This window comes from Planosporangium spinosum (genome assembly GCF_049999945.1).
In the GTDB taxonomy this organism is placed as follows: Bacteria; Actinomycetota; Actinomycetes; order Mycobacteriales; family Micromonosporaceae; genus Planosporangium; species Planosporangium spinosum.
Map to the genome: position 1 here is coordinate 199,681 of NZ_JBLYUB010000009.1, position 16,985 is coordinate 216,665.

A 16,985-nucleotide genomic window follows, 5' to 3' on the forward strand; every position below is an offset into this window, starting at 1 on the left:
ATTCGTATCCGTCCATCACGTACCCAGGAGATGATCCATGGTTCATGTTCGAAGCTGGTTCGGCGCCGCCGCGCTGCTGCTGACGTCCGGCGTGTTCACCGCCGCCCAGGGCACCGCCCACGCCGCGCCGTCCACCGACCTCACCGCCGCGGTGACCCGGAAGTTGCTCGACCGGTCCGCCGCGGACCGGCCGGCCACGCGCGTCACGGTCACCCGACACGCGGGGCAGGAGTGGGCCTCCGGCACCGCTGTCGTCGTCGCGCCGCATCAGGACGAGGCATACCCCAAGGGTTGGGTCTTCGTGGCGCACGCCCAGCCCGCGGGGGACTGGCAGGTCGCCTTCGACGGCGAGGCGGGCTTCGCCGACCTGGCCGGGGCCGCGCCCGCGGCGGTCGTGTCCGGCCGTGAGAAGCAGGTCTTCAGCACTCCGAGCGCGCCGGAGGGGAGGACGTCGACCGCCCGGTACGCGCGGACGTCGACCGCTCAGCACGCCGGTACGTCGACCGCGCGGTACGTCATTGCTCCGGCGGTTCAGGACGCCGGTACCCCGAAGGCGCAGTACACCGGCCAGGACTACCGCACGGGTATGCGGCTGCCGTACGGCCTGGGCCAGGCCTGGCAGCTGAGGGGCGGGCCGCACGGCTGGAACGGCGACGACGAGCCCTGGAGCTCGATCGACCTCGCCGGTGGCGACCAGCGGGTGCTGGCCGCACGCGGCGGTACCGCGTACACCATGTGCAAGGGCTGGATCCGGATCATCCACGACCGGGGCTACGCCACCGACTACTACCACCTGTGGAACAGCATCGACGTCGACGGCGCGCACGTCGACGAAGGTGCCTATCTCGGCGACACCGGTACCGACGTGACCTGCGGCGGCGTGGCCCACGGGCGGCACGTGCACTTCGCCCTGCGGCAGAACGACGCGTACGTGCCGATCGAGGGCCACAACCTCGGCACATGGGTAATCATGAACGGGGACGGCATCTACCGCGGGTACGCCCTGCACGGCTCGACCCGGGTCAACGCGGTGGTCCCGCCGGACGTGCTCCCGGGTACGAACGGCGGTGCGCCGCTCGCCACGGACGCGACGCTGTACAACTACGGCGCGCTCGCTCTCAACCAGGGGGTCATCGACACCAACGGGGCCGGACCGGTCCAGAAACGCTCCGGCCCGGGCACCACCTACCCCGTGGCCGGGTCGGCCGCCGACGGCACCACGGTGACCATCTCCTGCTCGGCCACCGGGACCTCGACGACCGGCCGTTGGGGGACCAACTCGCTGTGGAACCGCCTCTCCGACGGCACCTGGGTCCCCGACGCGTTCACCTGGACCGGCATCGACGAGCCGGTCGCCGGCGCCTGCTGATCCGCCAGCCCAGCTCCACGATCGACGCGGCGCCCGCTCACGCGGGCGCCGCGTCGATCAGCGCCCGCTCACGCGGGCGCCGTGTCCGTACGCGGCTGGACAGGTACCGGTGCGCGGTCTAGGGTGCCGATTAATCGAAATGCTTCTACGTCCGGGGACAGCGCGGCCCCGTCGTCGAAGCGTTTCGACACACCCAGAGGGAGGCGCCGTGTTCGACCGACGCGCGGTCATCCGAGTCAGCGAGCCCCACCGGAGCGGCATCCGCACACGCATCCACCGCCGCGTCGCGGTCGGGATCGTCGCGCTGCTCGCCGCCACGTTCGCGCCCGCCACCGCGATGGCGGCGCCCGGCTACCCGTACCCGTTCCGCAACCCGCACCTGCCGCTCACCGCGCGGGTCGACGACCTGGTGTCGCGGCTGACCCTCGACGAGAAGGTCTCGCTGCTGCACCAGTACCAGCCGGCGATCCCCCGACTCGGCATCGGTGTGTTCAAGTCCGGCACCGAGGCGCTGCACGGCGTGGCGTGGTCCAACGACTACCACGACAACGGCAACGTGGTCACCGCCACCGCGACCGTGTTCCCGCAGGCGGTCGGGTTGGCCAGCACCTGGGACCCGGCGCTGCTGCGCCGGGTGGGCGCCGCCGTCGGTGACGAGGCCCGCGGCCTGAACGCGCAGAACCCGACCGTCTGGGGACTCAACCTCTGGGCGCCGGTGGTGAACCTGCTGCGCGACCCGCGCTGGGGGCGCAACGAGGAGGGGTACAGCGAGGACCCGTACCTGACCGGCGCGATATCGACCGCCTACGGCAAGGGGCTGGAGGGTGACGACCCGCGTTACCTGAAGACCGCGCCGACCCTCAAGCACTACCTCGCGTACAACAACGAGGTCCGCCGCGACACCACGTCCTCGACGGTCCCGCAGCGGGTGCTCAACGAGTACGACCGGGCCGCGTTCAAGCCGGCCATCACCGCGGGCGCGGCCACCGGCGTGATGCCGTCGTACAACCTGGTCAACGGCCGGCCCAACACGGTCAGCCCGGACCTGAACGCGATCCGCGCGTGGAGCGACAAGCCGCTGTTCAATCCCAGCGACGCGTACGCCCCGGCCAACCTGACCGGCTCCGAGCACTACTTCGCCACCCAGGCCGAGGCGAACGCCGCGGCGATCAAGGCCGGACTCAACAGCTTCACGCAGGACAACACCGACCCCACCGCCACGGTCGCCGCGATCAGGACAGCGCTGGCGCAGGGGTGGCTGTCCACGAAGGACATCGACACCGCGGTCGGGCAGAACCTGAGCATCCGGTTCCGGCTGGGCGAGTTCGACCCCGACGGCGGCCCGTACGCGAAGATCACGCCCGCCGTCGTGAACAGCCCCGAGCACCGGAAACTGGCCCGGCAGACCGCCGCCGAGGCGATGGTGCTGCTGAAGAACTCCGGCAGGACCCTTCCCCTGGACGCCTCGAAGACCCGGAAGGTGGCCGTCGTCGGGCCACTGTCGGACACGCTCTACACCGACTGGTACAGCGGCGCCCTGCCGTACCAGGTGACCCCACGGCAGGGGATCGCCGAGCGGCTCGGCGCCGGCGCGACGGTCACCACCAGCGAGGGGATCGACCGGATCACCCTGCGCGACGCCGCCACCGGCGGGTACGTCACCGCCGGCAGCGGACCGGCCGGCGCGACGCTCGCCGAGACGGCCACCGCCCCGGAGCCGGCCACCCAGTTCGACGTGTTCGACTGGGGCCAGGGCACGGTGACCCTGCGCAGCGTGGCCAACGGCAAGTACGTGGGGTACAACTGGTCGGCCTTCGTCAACGACCAGGCCCAGCCCAACGGCTGGTTCGTGCAGCAGCAGTTCACGCTGGAGCGGCGCAGCGACGGCAACTACGCGATCCGGTACGCCGGCTACGAGGCCGCGTACGACTGGTCGCAGGCGTACCGGACGCCCTACCTCACCCGCCAGCCCGACGGCACGCTGAACCTCGGCGCCGCCACGGCCGACACCGCGACCGCGTTCACCCGGGACGTCGTCAGCAACGGCACCGACAGCGCGGTCGCCGCCGCGACCGGCGCCGACGCGGCGGTCGTCGTGGTCGGCAGCATGCCGTTCATCAACGGCCGCGAGGACCACGACCGCACCACGATGGCCCTGGCCGAGGGGCAGGAGGAGCTGGTACGCGCGGTCCGGGCGGCGAACCCGAACACGATCGTGGTGCTGGAGAACAGCTACCCGACCACGGTCACCTGGGAGCAGGAGCACGTCCCGGCGATGCTGTGGACCACGCACGCCGGCCAGGAGACCGGGCACGCCCTCGCCGACGTGCTGTTCGGCGACCACAACCCGGCCGGGCGACTCACCCAGACCTGGTACCGCTCCGACGCCGACCTGCCCGACATCCTCGACTACGACATCATCGCTGGCGACCGGACCTACCAGTACTTCCGGGGCAGCCCGCTCTACCCGATGGGGTACGGCCTGTCCTACAGCAGCTTCCGGTACGACCGCCTGCGGGTGGACTCGCCGGTCGTGGACTCCCGCGGCACGGTCCGGGTCCGGGTCGACGTCACCAACACCGGTACCCGGGCCGGCGACGAGGTCGTCCAGCTCTACACCCACGCCCAGCGCTCCCGGGTGAAGCAGCCGCTCACGCAACTGCGCGGATTCGGCCGGGTACACCTGGCGCCGGGGCAGCGCAAGACGGTCACGATCGAGGTCAAGGCCAGCGACCTGGCGTTCTGGGACGTGACCCGGTCGCGCTTCGTGGTCGAGTCCGGCGGGTACGACCTCATGGTCGGTTCCAGCAGCGCCGACATCCGGGCGACCGGCCAGGTCCGGGTACACGGCGAGGTGATCCCGCCCCGCGACCTCACCGCGCCCACCCGCGCGGAGAACTTCGACGACTACCACGGCGTCACACTGGTCGATGAGTCAAAGGCGCGGGGTACGGCGGTCGCGTCGACCGGTACCGGCAACTCGCTGAAATTCGCCGACGCCGACCTGCGCGCGGGCACGTCGAGGGCCACCGCCCGCGCCGCCAACGCGGGTACCGGTGAGGTGAGCGTCCAGGTCCGGCTCGACGACCCGGTCAGCGGACACCTGCTCGGCACGGTACGGGTGCCGGCGACCGGTGACGTCTACGCATACACCGACGTCACCGCCGTGCTGAGCCGGGCCACCGGCCGCCACGACGTGTACCTCGTCTTCGACCGCCCGGTCCGGCTCGCGACGTTCTCCCTCGGGTGAGCGGCTATGACCGCCGTGATCGTCACAACTTCCCGGAAGTTGTGGCCTCAGCCCCTTCCCATGACCACAAGTTCCCGGAAGTTGTGACGATCATGACTTCGACGACCATGAAGGTACGCCGAATCGTGGCGGCCCTGGCCGCAGCCCCCTTGGTCGCAGCCGCCCTGGCCGCGACCCCGGCAGGACCGGCCGTCGCGGAGCGGCCGGCCACCGGCACCGGCACCGGCACCGGCACCGGCACCGGCACCGGCACCGTCCGCCACACGATCGGGTACGACCACTACTCGCTGCTCATCGACGGCAAGCGACTGGTGGTGCAGGCCGGCGAGTTCCACTACTGGCGGCTGCCCAGCCCCGACCTGTGGCGCGACGCGCTGGAGAAGTACAAGGCCGCCGGGATGAACACCGTGTCGGTCTACTTCGACTGGGCCTACCACTCCCCCGCCCCGGGCGTGTACGACTTCACCGGCGTACGCGACGTCGACCGGTTCCTGCGCACCGCACGCGAGGTCGGCCTGTACGTGATCGCCCGGCCGGGGCCGTACATCAACGCCGAGACCACCGGCGGTGGCTTCCCGGCGTGGCTGAAGACCGTTCCGGGCCGGGCCCGGTCCAGCGACCCCGGCTACACCGCGGCCTACACCGACTGGTTGCACCGCATCGACGCGATCCTGGCCCGCCACCAGGTGACCACCGGCGGCCCGGTGATCGCGTACAACGCCGAGAACGAGTACGCGGTCAACACCGACGCCGCGTACATGGCCGACATCCAGCGCACCGCGCGCGCGGACGGCATCACGGTACCGGTCACCACGAACAACTGCTGCGACGCGGCGGACTGGACGTCGACGTGGGCGTCGGGTGAGGGCGCGGTGCAGCTCCCGGGGGTCGACGACTACCCGCAGTCGTTCGACTGCGCCAACGCCGAGAGCACGTGGGGGCCGTGGGGCGAGGGCGTCACCGAACGGCTGCGCGACGACGCCCCGGTGTTCGCCGCCGAGTACCAGGCCGGGGCGATCGACCTGAACAACGCCGGGTACGAGCGGTGCCGGGAGCTGACCGGGCCGGAGTACATGAAGTACTTCTACAAGTCGAACATCGTCCGCAGCGGCGCCACCATGTTCGGCTACTACATGACGTTCGGCGGCACCTCGTGGGGCTGGCTGCCGCAGCCCAACGACGTGTACACCTCCTACGACTACGGCGCGGCGATCACCGAGAACCGCCAGCTCACCACCAAGTACGACGAGCTCAGGCGGCAGGGGTACCTGGTCACCACGGTCGCGCCGCTCGCCAAGACCGACCCGGCCGCCGGGTGCGCCTCCGACAATCCGGCGGTGGAGACGTACGCCCGGGCCAACCCCGACACCGGTACCCGCTTCCTGCTCGTCCGGCACGCCGACCGCGCCTCGTCGGCCGACGTGTCCGCCTCCCTCGACTGCGCCGGTCAGCGGCTCCCGGTGCGGCTCACCGGGCGGGACGCGAAGATCTTCCTCGCCGGGTACGACCTCGGTGGCCAGCGGCTGGTCTGGTCCACGTCGGAACTGCTGACCCACACGGTCGCCGACGGCCGGGACGTGGCGGTGGTCTACGGTACCGACGGCGTCGCCGGCGCCACCGTGCTGCGGTACGCCTCGGCACCGACCGTCCGGGTGCTCGACGGCGCGGTGACACACACCTACGACCCGGCAACCGGCGACCTGCGGCTGGACTACACCCACGCCGGCCTGGCCCGCGTCCTGGTCAGCGGCGGCGGCCGGCGCCCGCTGCTGCTCCTGCTCGGCACCGACGCCACCGCCGCGTCGTTCTGGCGGGTCGACACCGCCACCGGTCCGCTCCTGGTCCGCGGCACCTCCCTGGTCCGGTCGGCCACCTCGGCCGGGGGTGTCGTCAGCCTCCGCGCCGACACCGCCGCTGCCGGCCAGGTCGAGCTGTTCACCGGTGCGCGGCATCTGCTGGTCAACGGCTCGCCGGTGGCGTTGAAGACCACCCCGAGCGGATCGGTCGTCGGCGCGCTGCCCGGACCGGAGCCGGTGACCCTGCCCGCGCTGACCGGCTGGCGGACACAGGCCGGGGCGCCGGAGGCCGACCCCGGCTTCGACGACGCCGGCTGGACGGTCGCCGACAAGACGACCACGGCCAGCCCGATCCCGCCGAAGACGCTGCCGGTGCTGTACGCCGACGAGTACGGCTACCACTACGGCAACGTCTGGTACCGCGGCCGGTTCACCGCCACCGGTACCGAGACGGCGGTGAAGCTCAACGCCGTCACCGGCCGGCGGGGCGTCTACCTGGTGTGGCTCAACGGCCGGTACCTCGGCTCGGCGTCCGGCGGCACCGAGGCCGACGCGGACGCCCCGGTCAACCCGGACCCCGGGCCGGGTACCTTCGCCGTCCCGGCCGGGCTGCTCGCGCCGGGCCGACCCGCGACGCTGTCGGTGCTGGTCGAGAACATGGGCCACAACGACGACTGGACCGCCGACGACACCCGGTTCAAGCAGCCGCGCGGGCTGGTCGGCGCGGCGATCATCGGCGCCGACGCGGGCTCCGGCGCGGCAATCATCGGCGCCGACGCACGCTCCGGCGCGGCGGTGGCCGGCGGCGGCGGTGGGGCCATCTCCTGGCGGATCCAGGGTGCCCGCGGCGGCGAGACGCTCGTCGACCCGGTACGCGGACCGTTGAACACCGGCGGCCTGTACGGCGAGCGCGCCGGCTGGCACCTGCCCGGATACCCGGACCGGGCGTGGCCGGTCGTCGCCGGCCCGGCCGACGCCGCCACCGCGCCGGTCCCGGCCGGGGTCTCCTGGCGGCGCACCACCTTCCGGCTCGACCTGCCCGCCGGCCAGGACACCGCGGTCGCGCTGCGGCTGACCGGCAGCGCCCCCGCCGGTGGCAGCGGCCCGGCCCGCTACCGGGTGCTGATCTTCCTCAATGGCTGGAACGTCGGGCAGTACCTCGATGGTGAGGCTCCGCAGCACGACTTCGCGCTTCCGGCGGGGATCCTGCGCCAGCACGGCGGGAACACGCTCGCGCTCGCCGTGATCGCCACCGACGGCGTACCGGACGGCATCGGCGCCGTCGGCCTGGTCAGCACGGGTACCCAGCGCGGCGGCGTACCGGTAGGCGATGTCCCGGCACCCGGATACGACCACCACCGGTACGCCGGCTCCTGAGGGAGGTTGTCATGCGCAGACGCACGCTGATGGGCGGCGCGCTCGCCGCGGCCGGGGTCACCGGCCTGCCAGCCGCGGCGGTGGCGGCGACGGACCGTCCCGACGAGTCGCTGGTCCTCTGGTACGACGAGCCCGCCACCGACTGGGAGTCGCGCGCCCTGCCGGTCGGCAACGGCGCGCTCGGCGCGATGGTCTTCGGCGAGGTCGGCACCGAACGCATCCAGTTCACCGAGAAGACACTGTGGACCGGTGGTCCCGGCGAGGGCCCGGGCTACACCGGCGGCAACTGGACCGCGCCCCGGCCGGGCGCGCTCGCCGAGGCCCGCCGGCTCATCCTCGACCAGGGCGCGCAGCCGCCCGAGACGATCGCCGCGCTGCTCGGCCAGCCCAAGACCGGGTACGGCAGCTACCAGCCGTTCGGCGACCTGTACCTGGACTCGGACGTGCCCTCCGACGTGACCGGTTACCGCCGCGAACTGGACCTGGGCCGCGCGGTGGCCCGGGTGACCTACCGGCACGGCGGCGTCACGTACACCCGCGAGGTGTTCGCCAGCCACCCGGACGGCGTGGTCGTGGTCCGACTCGGCGCGGACCGGCCCGGTCAGATCACGGCCACGGTACGGTTGGCCTGCCCGCATCCGGACACCGCGACGGCGGTGGCGGACGGCCGGTTCACCCTCGCCGGGAAACTGTCCAACGGGATGCGCATGGAGGCGCAGGTCGCCGTGCGCGCCGAGGGCGGCAGCCGGGTCTCCGCTCCGGACCGGGTCACCGTGACGGGCGCCGACGCGGTGACGGTCCTGCTCGCCGCCGGTACCGACTACGCCCACCGGTACCCGGACTACCGGGGCCCCGCCCCTGGCCCGCGGGTGCGTACGACGCTCGACGCGGCCGCGCGCCGGCCGTACCCCCGGCTGCTGGACCGGCACATCGCCGACCACCGGGGACTGTTCGACCGGGTACGCCTCGACCTCGGCCAGCGGCCGTCCGCCGTGCCGACCGACGAGCTGCTCGCGTCGTACACCGGCGGGTCGAGCCCGTCCGACCGGGCCCTGGAGGCGCTGTTCTTCGCCTACGGCCGGTACCTTCTCATCGCCTCGTCGCGGCCCGGGACGCTGCCGGCGAACCTGCAGGGGGTGTGGAACTCCGACACGTCGGCGGCGTGGAGCGGCGACTACCACACCAACATCAACCTCCAGATGAACTACTGGCCGGCCGAGGTCACCAACCTGGCCGAGACCACCGGGCCGCTGGTCGACTTCGTCGACGGCCTGCGCCCGCGCGGCCGGGAGAGCGCCCGGATCATCTACGGCGCCCGTGGCTGGGTGGTAAGCAACGAGACCAACGCCTTCGACTTCACCGGTGTACACGACTGGCCGACGGCGTTCTGGTTCCCGGAAGCCGGGGCGTGGCTGACCCGCCACCTGTGGGAGCACTACCTGTTCACCGGCGACCGGGAATTCCTGCGCCGGACCGGGTACCCGATCATGCGGGAGGCCGCCGAGTTCTGGCTGGACTACCTGGTGACCGACCCCCACGACGGCACGCTCGTCGCGGTACCCAGCTACTCCCCCGAACACGGCCCGTTCACCGCCGGGGCCGCGATGTCGCAGCAGATCGTCTGGGACCTGTTCCGCAACGTGCTCGCGGCGGCGTCCGTCCTCGGCGACGACCCGTCGTTCGCCGTCCGGGTCAGGGACACCCTGGCCCGGCTCGACCCCGGCCTGCGGGTGGGCTCCTGGGGACAGTTGCAGGAGTGGAAGGCCGACCTCGACGACCCGGCCGACACCCACCGGCACGTGTCTCATTTGTACGGGCTCTACCCGGGCGCGCAGATATCACCGCTGACCACACCGGAGTACGCCCGGGCCGCCCGGGTGTCGCTGCTGGCCCGGGAGGGCGACGGTACCGGCTGGGCACCGGGCTGGAGCCGGGCCTGGAAGGCCGCCTTCTGGGCGCGGCTGCTCGACGGCGACCGCGCGTTCGCCGCGCTGCGCGACCAGTTGCGTTTCCAGACCCTGGCCAACCTGTGGGACACCCACCCGCCGTTCCAGATCGACGGGAACTTCGGCGCGACCGCGGTCGTGGCCGAGATGCTGGTGCAGAGCCACGCCGGGGTGGTCCACGTACTGCCCGCGCTGCCGTCGGCGTGGGGTTCCGGCAGCGTGGACGGCCTACGGGCGCGCGGCGCGTTCACGGTCGGCGCCACCTGGCGGTCCGGACGGGCGACCGAGATCCGGCTCGGTTCGGACAACGGCGGCCCGGTACGGCTGACGAGCACGCTGCTGACCGGGCGGTTCACGGTGGTCGACAACCGGGACGGGCGCCGCGTCGACGCGTATCGGGAGGGCGCCGACGTGGTACGCCTGGACACCCGGGCGGGGCACGGATACCGACTCGTTTCCTCGTAGACCCACTCCATGATCACCGAGAGTGTGCGCTGCCCTGACCCCGCCGACTCTCAGTGATCATGGGCCGGTCCGGCCACCGCCGGGGTACGGTCCGGCCACCGCCGGGGTGCGGAATGTACGGGGCCGGGTAGCGGCTGGTGATCGGCCCATTGCGGAGGTGCGGGAAGTGGCCCGGCGGCGGCGCTCAGGATGGAGGCGCCGCTGGCCCAGCAGAGGGATGCAGCCGGGGGCGCGGGTAGCCGATGACGGGTTCGCTCGTAGATCTTGGAAAGTTGGGCACCACTATTGGTGCCCAACTTTCCAAGATTGTCCCCGAATTGCGTTCCGGCCGTCACCCGGAGACCGGCAACCACCCCACAAAACGGTCGTACAGGTCGCCGGCCCGGGATGGTCCGCAGATCTGCGATGGCCTCGACCAGGGCGGCGCCGAACACCAGGGCCGGCGACACCGGGGCGCCGGCGTACCCGGACGGGGCACCTTCGTTGCCGAACGATAACCGCCGAGGCTACGTCCGCTGGGCGGTACTCCCCCGGACGGTCAGGCGCGGCGGCAGGAGCGTGGCCTCCGGTACGTCCCGTCCGTCGAGCTTGGCCATCACCAGCTCCACCGCCCGGCGCCCGACCTCGTCTGCCGGGATGCTCACCGACGTCAACGGCGGCCGTACCCGCTCGGCCACGTCGTCGGGGCAGATCGCGACGACCGAGACGTCCTCGGGTACCCGCCGGTCCAGCGCCCGGAACGCGTCCAGCAGCGGGGTGACCGTCGGCTCGTTGTGCACCACGACCCCGGTCAGGTCCGGGTACTCGCTCAGCAGCTCCTTCACGGTCGCCAGGACGGCGTCGGGGGTCGGTTCGCACGGGCGGATCGTGCCCTCCAGGCCGCGTCGGCGCAGCGCCTCGTCGAAGCCGGCGGCGGTCCGCCGGGCGAACCCGGTCTCCCGCTGGTAGATCACCGGCGGTGAGCCGACGAGGGCGACGCAGCGGTGGCCGGCGTCGGCGAGGTGGTCGACGCAGGCCGCGCCGGCCGCCGTAAAGTCCAGGTCGATGCAGGTCAGTCCGGTTGCGACGGCGGGGAAGCCGATCAGGACCGACGGCCGGTCCAGCGAGCGCAGCAGCGGGATGCGTTTATCGTGCAGCTCGACGTCCATCACGATCAGCGCGTCCGCGAGGGCGCTCGCGGCGACCCGTTGCAGGCCCCGGTCCCCCTCGTCCTGGGTCAGCAGCAGCACGTCGTGGTCGTACGCGCGGGCGGCGGTGACCACCGAGATCGCGAACTGCATCAGCACCGGTACGTACAGCCCGGTGTGCAGCGGTACGACCAGCGCGATGACGTTCGACCGGTTGCTGGCCAGGGCCCGCGCGCCGGCGTGCGGGTGGTACCCGAGCGCCCGGATCGTCTCCAGCACCCGCTCCCGCGTCGCCTCCGAGATCGGTCGCTTGCCGCTGAGGACGTACGACACCGTGCTGGGAGAGACCCCGGCGTGCCGAGCCACGTCACCGATTGTCACCACATGCTGCTCCGTCACGACGCGTCGGGTCGGCCCCGCTCCACCCGCTCCCCCGCGTCACACGCTGCCGAGGACGCGGGTGATCCGGACTTCGATGACCACGCGCTCCGGGTTGGGGCGGGGCGTGCGGTACCGCTCAGCGTAACGGCGTTCGGCGTCCGCGACAGCGGCCGGCTCGTCACGTACCACGGCGCGACCCTCCAGGGTGGCCCATCGGCGACCGTCCACCTGGCACAGTGCGACCGGGGCGCCGGCCGGACCGGCGGCGGCCACGTGGGCGGCCTTCCGCGAGCCCCGCGACGTGATCACCCGGGCGGTGCCGGTGTCGGCGTCGAGCGTGCCCCCCACCGGTACGACGTGCGGGGTGCCGTCGGCGCGCAGTGTGGTCAGGGTGCACAGGTGCCGCTCCCGCCAGAACTGGCGCAGTCGCTCGTCGGCCAGGGCGAGGCCGTGGTCGGTGCGGTGGTGTCGTTGGTCCACCGCCGTATCCTCCCGCACACCCGTCGCCTCGGTGGCGGCGGTGCATCCGGTCCAGCGCCGGACCGGTGTGGCGCGGTGGTTCTAACCTCGGGTTCCGAGTTGGACCGCAGAACCGCGGTCGAACCCGGCGCGGGAGGCGCACGGAATGAGCGCGGTCACGGTCACGTTCCTCGGTGTCGGCGGGCTGAGCCTGCTCCTGCTGATGCTGTCCCTGATCGGCGGTCATCTCCACCTCGGACACGTCCACGTCGACCACCCGGGCGCCGGGCCCGGCGACGGGTTCACCCTCTCCCTGCCGGTACTCACCGGATTCATCGGCGCCTTCGGGTTCGGTGGGGCCGCCGCCGCCGAACTCGCCCCGGGCCACTCCGTCTGGGCCGCGATCGGGGGCGGCCTGGTTGCCGCCGTGCCGACCGCCTGGCTCGCCGGACGGCTGCTGCGGACCGCCGCCGACATGCCCACCGACGCGACACTGACCAGCGCTGATCTCATCGGTGCCATCGGCGTGGTCATCAGCGAGGTGCCGGCCGGCGGGTACGGCGAGGTCCGACTCACGGTCGCCGGGCAGCCCCTCAAGCTCCACGCGCGGTCGGCGACGCCGCTCGCGCTCGGTACCCGGGTCTTCGTGATCGAGGTACCCAGCCCGACCAGCGTTCTGGTCGAGCCCACACCACACGTCCTTTGAAAGAAGGCGAGCAATGACCCCCCTCCTGGCCGCGATCATCGGCGCCGTCCTGCTGGTCCTGCTGATCGCCGTGTTCATCCTGTCGCGTATCAAGGTGGCAGGCCCCAACGAGGCGTTCATCGTGACCGGCCGCAAGGGCCGCGCGATCAAGGCGGCGGACGGATCGATGGTCACCGACCTGTCGGGCCAGAAGGTCGTCATGGGCGCGGCCGTGTTCGTGCTGCCGGTCGTGCAACGCCTGTACAAGCTCAGCCTGTCCAGCCGCGAGATCCCGGTCTCGGTGACCGCGGCGGTCAGCAAGCAGGGTATCCGGTGTGACGCCGACGCGGTCGCCATCGTGAAGGTCGGGGGCACCGCGGAGATGATCCGCCCCGCCGCACAGCGGTTCCTGCACCAGCAGGACCGCATCGAGGCGTTCACCGGGCAGGTGCTCTCCGGCGCGCTGCGCGCGGTGGTCGGCCGGCTCACCGTCGAGGAGATCATCCGCGATCGGGCGGCGTTCGCGGCGCACGTCGCGGAGGAGGCCGAGCGTGCCCTGACCCACCAGGGTCTGGTACTCGACGCGTTCCAACTCGAGGACATCCGTACCGCCGGGTCGTATCTGCAGGATCTCGGCCGGCCGGAAGCCGCGCGGGTGCTCAAGGCGGCGGCCATCGCCGAGGCACAGGCCCGCCAACAGGCCGAACAGGAGCGGATGCGCGCCGAGGAGGCGATCGCCGACGCCGAGCGCAACCTCGCGTTGAAGAAGGCCACCGTACAGGCCGAGATCGACGCGGCCAAGGCACGGTCGGCGGCGGCCGGTCCACTCGCGCAGGCAGAGCGCGACCAGGCGATCCTCGCCGAGCAGCAGAAGGTGGCCGAACGCAACGCCGAACTCAAGCAGCGCCAACTCGACACCGAGGTACGCAAACCCGCCGACGCCGCCCGGTACCGGGTGGAGCAGGAGGCCGAGGCGGCCCGCAACGCGGCCGTGCTGCGCGCCGACGCCGAACGGCAGGCGACCATCGCGGCCGCGCAGGCGCAGGCCGAGCAGGCCCGACTGGTCGGCGAGGGCGAGCGGTCGCGGCGCGCCGCGCTCGCCGAAGCGGCCGCGATCGAGGGTGCCAAGCAGGGCGAGGCCGAGATGAAGCGGCGTACCGCCAACGCCGAGGCGACCGAGCGCGAAGGTGCCGCCGAGGCGGCGGCGATCCTCGCCCGCGGCCAGGCCGAGGCGGAGTCGATGCGGGCCAAGGCCGAGTCGTTCGCCCGGTACGGCGAGGCCGCCGTACTGGATCTGCTGGTACGGGTACTGCCGCAGGTCGTGGAGGCGGCGAGTCGCCCGTTGAGCGAGATCGACAAGCTGACCGTCATCTCGACCGAAGGCGCGACCGCGCTGACGAAGTCGGTCGCCTCCAACGTCGCGCAGGGACTGCAACTGGGCACCGACCTCACCGGTATCGACCTGCCCACGCTGCTCGGCCGCCTCGCCGGCGGCACCACCGACAGCGTCACCACCGACGGCGGCACCACCGACGGTCGCCGCGACGACGGCCGGCCGGCCGACGCGGCGAAACCTATCCAGGGACCCGCTCGCGGTTGACCGCGTGCACGTGCGCTGAGAGTGTCCGAGGTGCTCGGACGCTCTCAGCGGGGTACCGCGTGGCGGCCCTCAGCGCGGTACCGCACGGCGGCCGTCAGCGCGGTACCGCGTGGCGGCCGTCAGCGGAAGTCGGCGGCGTGGTGTTCGGCCCAGCGGGCGTACGGGTGGGCCGGCCGCCCGGTGACCTGCTCGACGGCCGGCAGGACCGGCGCGGTGGTGCCCACGGCGGACGCCATCAGCGCCAGGACCGCGTCGGCGATCGCCGGCGGCGCGCCGTACCCGGCCATCGCGCTCCTGGCCTCCTGCGGGGTCTGCTCCTCGAAGCGCAGGTGCGTACCGAGCGCGGCGCCGAGCAGGCGTACCCGGTCCACGGTGGTCAGCGACTCGGGACCGCTCAGCTCGTACGCCTTGCCCTCATGACCGTCGTCGAGCAACGCCCGGACGGCGACCGCCGCGATGTCGCGCTCATCGATCGGCGCGGTGGCCGCGTCACCGTACGGCGCGCGGACCACGCCCTCGGCCCGGACCGTGGGTGCCCAGGCCAGGTCGTTGGTATTGAACGCACCGGGGCGCAGGAACGTCCAGGAGATCCCGGAGCCGTCGACCGCCCGCTCGGCGACGGCGTGCGCCTGGCCGATCGGACCGGCCGGGTCGGCGGTCACCGCAAGCGACGACAGCAGGACGACGCGGTGCAGCCGCGCCGCCCGCGCCGCGGCGAGGAACGCGTCGAGCCGGCCGTGCACCGGGAACAGGTAGGCCCGGTCCACGCCGCGCAGCGCGGCGGGCAGGGTGCCGGGCTCCCGCAGGTCCGCCCGCAGCAGTTCGACCGCGGCTGGCAGGCCGGCCCGGGCCGGATCGCGGCTGATCGCGCGTACCTTCTCGCCCACGTCGAGTAGTTGGTTCACCACCTGGCGGCCGACGTTGCCGGTCGCCCCGGTCACCAGAATCACCGTTCCGCTCCCGTCCCCCGTCGGCGCCGTTCGCCGTGCCGTCGCGGTCCGCCACCGAGCCTACGCGCCGCGGGTGTACGCCGCCGCCCGCGACAACCGGCGACGGACCGCACCACCGTCACCCGCGACAACCGGCGACGGACCGCACCACCGTCACCCGCGATGAACGGCGATCGACGGTCGGCGACGGTGCCGTGCACCGTGGGTGAATACTCTCGGCCGGACTTCCGCCATGCCATATCGATATCCGAGAATCGGTGTACCCGCTCCATGATCGGGTTCTTCCCCTACCGCCACCGGCACGGAGGTCCACCTTGACCGTTCACACCACCCATCCGACCCCGTCGCGGCCCCGACGGCTGGTATCGATGGTCGCCCTGCTGGCCGCACTGATGGCCGCCGTCCTGGTCGGACCGGCCGTCGTCGCGCCGTCGCAGACCACTCCCGCGTACGCGACCGCGTACAGCTCGTGCACCGTCTCCGGCTGTTCCGCCGCTCGTACCGCTCGCAGCGGCTGGTCCAGCCGGGGCTGGCCGACCTCGCGTGGCTGGTACTCCTGGAGCGGCGGGCAGTGCAACTTCGCCGGCGGGCAGTACAAGAACCTCGAGGGCCAGCTACCGTCGGGCGCGACGTACTACGAGTACGACGTCTACCCGCGCGCCTGCGGCGCGGCCCGCGACGCGCACCGCATCATTGTCAACCTGTCGACCGGCGCCACCTGGTACTCCCCGAACCACTACTCGGACTTCTACCGGCTCTAGACACCACGACGACAGCGACGTCCCCGGGGCCGGGCGGGCATGGTCCCGCTCCGGACCCGAGGACGTCACATCACGCGGAACCGGGAACTCCGCGCGGGCCACGGGAACGCCACGCGGGGTACCTGAACGCCATGCGCGCCACGCGAATGCTGTAGGGGCTACGCGAACGCTGCGGACTGCCCGGCACCCACAGAAATAGGGAAACGTCGAACGGGAGCGCAATGACCGGACCCGCCGAACGCCACCTGCGGGTGGTGACCGGCACGCCACCCACCCCGGCCACCCATGTCGACGGCGAGGCGTGCCACAGCCGTGCCGGGCTGTTCGCCGAGTGGGCCGCCCGGCTGAGCTTCCCGGAGTACTTCGGGCACAACTGGGACGCGCTGTCCGACTGCCTCGCCGACCTGCTCGACGCCCGACCACTCACCCTCGTCGTCGATGACGCCGCGCGACTGCTCGCCGACGAGCCACCCGGGCAGCTCGCGATCCTGCTGGGCATCCTGGACGACCGGGCCGCCGGCGGGCGACTCGAGGTCGTCCTGCACTGCCGCCCGGATCAGGAGGAGTCACTGCGCCGGCGGCTCACCACCGCCACACCGCGAGCCTGAGCACCCATGATCCGTGCGCGCCCAGCGCGCCCAGCGCGCCTATGATCCGTGCAATGTCGCAATCTTTGCGGCATCGGAACGGGCGGCCGCGTCCACGGTGATGGTGTAAGAGACGATCACCGAGAAGATCCGGGTTGATGTTATGCGGCGATCTCCGCTGTTGGGGAGTTGTCGTCGGGTTCGGCTTCGCCGTCGATGACGGTCAGCCGGG

General features: G+C 72.4%; 11 protein-coding genes. 8 read left to right on the forward strand and 3 right to left on the reverse strand.

Features of this window, described 5'->3' with window-relative positions; genetic code table 11:
* Window positions 1-37 precede the first annotated feature (37 nt).
* From ACNTMW_RS15135 to ACNTMW_RS15150, 4 genes are all read left to right on the forward strand, one after another.
* Window positions 38-1,369 (forward strand): M23 family metallopeptidase, encoded by a 1,332-nt coding sequence (locus tag ACNTMW_RS15135; RefSeq protein WP_426634182.1) that lies wholly within the window; start codon window positions 38-40, stop codon window positions 1,367-1,369.
* Between the two features lie 208 nt (window positions 1,370-1,577).
* Entirely contained in the window at window positions 1,578-4,619 is a 3,042-nt protein-coding gene (locus tag ACNTMW_RS15140) for a glycoside hydrolase family 3 protein (RefSeq protein WP_426634183.1), read from the forward strand.
* 92 nt (window positions 4,620-4,711) lie between these two features.
* Complete coding sequence (locus tag ACNTMW_RS15145) at window positions 4,712-7,792, forward strand: beta-galactosidase (protein WP_426634184.1); 3,081 nt, start codon at window positions 4,712-4,714, stop codon at window positions 7,790-7,792.
* Window positions 7,793-7,803: 11 nt separating this feature from the next.
* Window positions 7,804-10,203 (forward strand): glycoside hydrolase family 95 protein, encoded by a 2,400-nt coding sequence (locus tag ACNTMW_RS15150; protein ID WP_426634185.1) that lies wholly within the window; start codon window positions 7,804-7,806, stop codon window positions 10,201-10,203.
* Between the two features lie 506 nt (window positions 10,204-10,709).
* Here the strand turns inward: ACNTMW_RS15150 and ACNTMW_RS15155 are convergent.
* Both ACNTMW_RS15155 and ACNTMW_RS15160 read right to left on the reverse strand, forming a co-directional pair.
* Window positions 10,710-11,696, reverse strand: coding sequence for a LacI family DNA-binding transcriptional regulator (locus ACNTMW_RS15155; protein WP_426634186.1), 987 nt, complete (start codon window positions 11,694-11,696; stop codon window positions 10,710-10,712).
* A gap of 72 nt (window positions 11,697-11,768) precedes the next feature.
* A complete protein-coding gene (locus ACNTMW_RS15160) occupies window positions 11,769-12,191 on the reverse strand; it encodes a TIGR03618 family F420-dependent PPOX class oxidoreductase (RefSeq protein ID WP_426634187.1) in 423 nt (140 codons plus the stop codon).
* Window positions 12,192-12,336: 145 nt separating this feature from the next.
* Here ACNTMW_RS15160 and ACNTMW_RS15165 point away from each other — a divergent pair, with 145 nt between their 5' ends.
* Window positions 12,337-12,876, forward strand: coding sequence for a hypothetical protein (locus ACNTMW_RS15165; protein WP_426634188.1), 540 nt, complete (start codon window positions 12,337-12,339; stop codon window positions 12,874-12,876).
* 13 nt (window positions 12,877-12,889) lie between these two features.
* On the forward strand, window positions 12,890-14,455 hold the full coding sequence (locus ACNTMW_RS15170; RefSeq protein ID WP_426634189.1) for a flotillin family protein: 1,566 nt from the start codon (window positions 12,890-12,892) through the stop codon (window positions 14,453-14,455).
* Between the two features lie 119 nt (window positions 14,456-14,574).
* Here the strand turns inward: ACNTMW_RS15170 and ACNTMW_RS15175 are convergent, their stop codons facing one another.
* Complete coding sequence (locus ACNTMW_RS15175) at window positions 14,575-15,396, reverse strand: NAD(P)H-binding protein (protein WP_426634190.1); 822 nt, start codon at window positions 15,394-15,396, stop codon at window positions 14,575-14,577.
* A 377-nt stretch (window positions 15,397-15,773) separates the two neighbouring features.
* Between ACNTMW_RS15175 and ACNTMW_RS15180 the strand changes: the two genes are divergently transcribed.
* Entirely contained in the window at window positions 15,774-16,166 is a 393-nt protein-coding gene (locus ACNTMW_RS15180) for a ribonuclease domain-containing protein (protein ID WP_426634203.1), read from the forward strand.
* A 221-nt stretch (window positions 16,167-16,387) separates the two neighbouring features.
* Window positions 16,388-16,774, forward strand: coding sequence for a barstar family protein (locus ACNTMW_RS15185; protein WP_426634191.1), 387 nt, complete (start codon window positions 16,388-16,390; stop codon window positions 16,772-16,774).
* Window positions 16,775-16,985: the final 211 nt, after the last annotated feature.

What these genes read in the sequence shown, in the direction of transcription:
- ACNTMW_RS15150 (WP_426634185.1), top strand. Translation starts at nt 7,804, where the DNA reads ATGCGCAGACGCACGCTGATGGGCGGCGCGCTCGCCGCGGCCGGGGTC.
- ACNTMW_RS15180 (WP_426634203.1), top strand. Translation starts at nt 15,774, where the DNA reads ATGGTCGCCCTGCTGGCCGCACTGATGGCCGCCGTCCTGGTCGGACCG.
- ACNTMW_RS15170 (WP_426634189.1), top strand. Translation starts at nt 12,890, where the DNA reads ATGACCCCCCTCCTGGCCGCGATCATCGGCGCCGTCCTGCTGGTCCTG.
- ACNTMW_RS15185 (WP_426634191.1), top strand. Translation starts at nt 16,388, where the DNA reads ATGACCGGACCCGCCGAACGCCACCTGCGGGTGGTGACCGGCACGCCA.
- ACNTMW_RS15135 (WP_426634182.1), top strand. Translation starts at nt 38, where the DNA reads ATGGTTCATGTTCGAAGCTGGTTCGGCGCCGCCGCGCTGCTGCTGACG.
- ACNTMW_RS15165 (WP_426634188.1), top strand. Translation starts at nt 12,337, where the DNA reads ATGAGCGCGGTCACGGTCACGTTCCTCGGTGTCGGCGGGCTGAGCCTG.
- ACNTMW_RS15145 (WP_426634184.1), top strand. Translation starts at nt 4,712, where the DNA reads ATGACTTCGACGACCATGAAGGTACGCCGAATCGTGGCGGCCCTGGCC.